3 protein-coding genes are annotated in these 4,078 nt (G+C 38.2%); all 3 read right to left on the bottom strand.

Going from position 1 to position 4,078, the window contains the following annotated elements; genetic code table 11:
- Positions 1 to 552: 552 nt before the first annotated feature.
- The gene (locus tag F6K40_RS39145) at positions 553 to 948 is read right to left on the bottom strand and encodes a hypothetical protein (protein WP_293145387.1); all 396 of its coding nucleotides are present in this window, start codon (positions 946 to 948) and stop codon (positions 553 to 555) included.
- Positions 949 to 1,705: 757 nt separating this feature from the next.
- Positions 1,706 to 3,175, bottom strand: coding sequence for a patatin-like phospholipase family protein (locus F6K40_RS39140; RefSeq protein ID WP_293145384.1), 1,470 nt, complete (start codon positions 3,173 to 3,175; stop codon positions 1,706 to 1,708).
- 319 nt (positions 3,176 to 3,494) lie between these two features.
- The coding region (locus tag F6K40_RS39135; RefSeq protein ID WP_293145381.1) for an RNA-guided endonuclease InsQ/TnpB family protein at positions 3,495 to 4,078 on the bottom strand (584 nt) is incomplete at its 5' end.

The following is a 4,078-nucleotide window of genomic DNA, read 5'->3' as shown; positions in this document are numbered from 1 at the left end:
GGTATTTAAACGAACATTGACATGACTCATTGTATTTGACACCAGATGATTTTTTTTAATAATAGTACGTTCTACTAACTGTATTATCCCTCCTGTAAACATTTAACGAGCTGTTCTGCAATCCTTTCTCAGTCTAAGATATTTTTAGTTTTTTTCCTATGTTTTTCTATAAAATTAATTAATAAAACTTTACAATACTTTTATGGAAGGAAGGCAGATGAGAGAAGGCATCCCCCCTACCCCCCGCGCGAAAGCTATCCATAATCAGGAACTCCTGAAAACCTTGTGGGGAGGATGGGGAGGATGGTCCATAAGAATCTTGTCTACAGTTATCAAAAAAATGTATTTTAAAATACACTTTTTTCCAAAAACAGCCTTTGCGATCGCTCCGGGCAATTATTTTTCTGTTATTCTATTATACAAGCTCCGATGCTACCGGGCATGATATTACTTATAGCTGGTCTATTCTAACCGAGTTGAGTATAACTTCTATTCTTCAACATAGACAAGTAAGCTACATAAAGCCTACTTGCCTATGTCTTGTTGTTCGAGTTACTCCTCAACAATTTCAACGGTTCTCGGTTCACTATTAGCAACTCCTACTGTTATTTTTTCTCCCTCAAGTAAGGACTCAAGTTTGAGTTTGAGGTTATCTGAAATTGGTAAATCTTTAATCTCTTTGATCAGCATAGTTAAAGATTCTGACTTGCTTCTTTCTTTATAAACTGTAGTCAAAAGAGCCTCTATACCATACCCAGATAAGATATCACCTACAGCAGTCATTAACCCTAATACTGTTAGACCTCCTACTAACCCAAATGGACCACCTAATCCGGCCACTGCATAGATTACGGCATAGGCTCCTCCCATACCGGTACTAGACATGGCAACAACTAGAACTACACCAGGTAATCCCAAAGATGCTATTTTTTTTGCAACTTCGTCCATAAAATTTTCCTCCTATTTTTTGCGTCTTTTTACTCAAACTGAATCTTTAAATTCAAGAGGTCTAGATCGTCGGGTCAATTTTTTTCTATTACAGCAGTTTCTTTTAGTTTACAGATACATCAAGACCTGCAATTCCTGGTCAAACCAGGTAAAACCGTTCATAGCAGTGTGACAGCAGAAGTATCAACACTGGCGGTATCTCGCAATGCGCCGTGAAGAATACCCCCAAAGCGCTATTTTTTGACTGATTTAGGGCCTACTAACATGAGTCTTGATTTGGCGCTTTCTTTTTCTTGACTTTGCAACCATTAGGGATGACTCAAAGTCGGGATAGAACGACCTTCCGCGCTCCGCGACCGAGATAACGCGATACTCAGTTTTCAGCCATTTTTAACTTTCCTGGCGGGAAGTCCCGCGCTCTCCATCCCCCCTAACCCCCCGTGCATAGGGGGGAGGGGGAGCGTCGGGATGAAAGCCAGGGCCTGGATTCGGATACCTTCATAAGCTAAACGTTTATATGCCCAAGACACAAGCTAAGAGCATTTTGTTATTATCAATGTCAAAACAGGGGGAGGACATCACCTCTGTCATGCGCAGCGGTCTGGGTTTCCCAGACGCTCAGAATCCCGCTTTGTCCATCCCCCCTAACCCCCCTTTGAAAGGGGGGAATAGAAGGGCAACGTCGGGAGTATGTCAAGCTTTTATCGTCACACTATTTTCAGGAAATTGCCAGGAATGCTCAAATCTAGTAATGCACCTACTTTGTTAACAACTCACAAAGTTGATCTAGATCCTGGCTTGTTTCTTCAATTAAGCGTTTGGCCAAAGCTTCTAATGCTTTTATATTTTCTGGTCCAGCATTATCCATTGCTTCGTTTTCCCCTGTTAGGAAAGTTTGGAAACGATAATATAAATTTTGATGCTCTACTCCTGGGGGTTCTAGTAACCGTTCTAATTGTCCCGCCACCATTTCACTTGACCCATCAAAAATAATATTTATTAGCGGCTGAACCCATTGCAATAGTCCCCAATTCTTTACTTCGTCATATGGATAACTACTGGTCAAAGATCCCGTCCCCAAAGAAACCACCAGTACATCATTCATTGAAAGTTCTGATCCCTTTTTTCGCTCAGTTAATTGGGCTTCCATTATGGCTAAAGACGTGGGATTATTGGCTACCATTCCTCCATCTACCAAGGTATAAAATCCACTGTTATTATGAGAAGTCGAAACCTGATAAGGGGCGAAAAAAGTTGGGGCGGCACTGGTTGCCATGCCAGCATCTTTTAGACTAAACCCTGTACATAATTTACGAAACATTGGTGAGTCTATCTGTTGTTTTTGTAAATTACTGGTAAAAAAGACAGGGAGACGTTGTTCTATGTCGTAACTGGTAACAAATACTTCTTTAAGACAGTCTTTAAGGAGAGTATCTCCAAAAAAATCGGTAATAACTTCTTCTCTTCCTACAGAAGAATATTTAGGTTGAGCAAGATCTTCGAGAGGACCTAATATCTTTTCAAAGAAGGATTCATAAAAGATTATTCCTCCATACTCAAGATACATAGATATTAGTTCTTCGGCGGTGTATTTTGCTGTCGGGACCTCAGAGTTTGGTTCAGGTTTAGTTAATCCTAAAGCTAATAAACCTCCTGTAGATGTACCTGCAATTAAATCAAACAAACTAAATATAGGTTTTTTTGTTCGCTTTTCGATTTCTGCTAGGACTATGGCGGGAATTATTCCACGAATACCTCCACCATCAATAGAAAGGATTTTATATTTTGGGTTCTTTGCTGCTGACATATCTTTTTTTTGTTGCTCCTGGATAGAGGTTGATAATGATTTTTGTGAGTCACTAATTGTTAGTTCTGTTGATTTATTTATTGCCTCTGTTTCTGCAGAAATTTTAGAGGATAACTGCTTGGGATCATCGGGATCGACAGTAGTAGAACTATCAATGTTTTTTTTGATCTCTATCTTTGAAGATAGCAGATCGGTTCTAGCTTGAGTATCATTTAAAACTGATTGAAAGTTTTTCGGTCCTTCCAAGCTTGATGTGTCCTCAATTTTTCCTTCAACTTTAACATTGTTTGACGAGGTATCAGCCTTATTATCCCCAAGTTTTTTCGTAGCGCTCTGTGAAGATGGCTGACTGGAAACTGTTTCAACTACAGTCAAACTTTCCTCTAAAGGGATATCGACCTTTTTCCCAGTTTCTGCCATAATCTTGCCATCTTGACCATTTCCTTTTCCATCTTTGGTAGTAGTACCACTACTTTTATCATTAAGTGGTGAGTAAGCCACTAATCCCTCTTCGTTTCCTGTGAGTCGCGAGTTCATAGATTTTCTGATTTTTTTGATTTGGTCTTGGAAACATAGTTAGTACCTAAAGCACACTTCTGATCTTTCTCATTGAAAGAAATAGTCGGGACTGACTTAGGTTCTTCCCGTTAATCATGGGCAAAGGAAAGCAATTTATTCAGATTAATGATTTAACTGAAATAGTTACTAAATCTATAGAAAAATATTCCTTGACTTAGTTTTAATTAAGTGTTAGCTTAACGGGGTGAACTACAACACCCTCTATCCCATTGCTAAAAGCGTTTGGGACTGCTTTTCGTAGTATGTTTAAACTTCCATTGACATCAGCATTGTATTTGACTCCATTTGAAGCTTGATAAAGTCCTCTTTTCACTCGTTTACCACTAAATCCGTGTTTGACACCCTTTTGGTAAACTGGTAAGTCGTCCCAGTCTAAAAAACTAGCTTTTGATGTATAACTTTCTTCATTAATTATGACTTTGATTCCTACTAATTTGGCTTTGTACTTTAGTTGTTCTATTAACTTAAAAAAAGGAATTTGAACAAAATTTTGATTGTTTTTTTTGCCAAGATTTATGCCTTGTTTCCAGTTAGGATTATTTCCTATTACTAAAACTCCTATCTGATTTTTGATCAGATGATTAATAATATACCTGCTAGTCTTATGCAGATAATCGTCAATCTTAAAATTTCTTTTTGTCGATAATCTTTTGATTCTATTACTACTTTTAGTCTGATTTAATTCTGACTGTAGTTTACCCTTCTTATAATTATAGAATTGATTAATTGATTTGACTGGTCTGC

This window comes from Okeania sp. SIO3I5 (assembly GCF_010672085.1).
GTDB lineage: Bacteria > Cyanobacteriota > Cyanobacteriia > Cyanobacteriales > Microcoleaceae > Trichodesmium.
The sequence above is the reverse complement of the archived record's forward strand: the minus strand, read 5'-3'. Positions and strand labels throughout refer to the sequence as shown.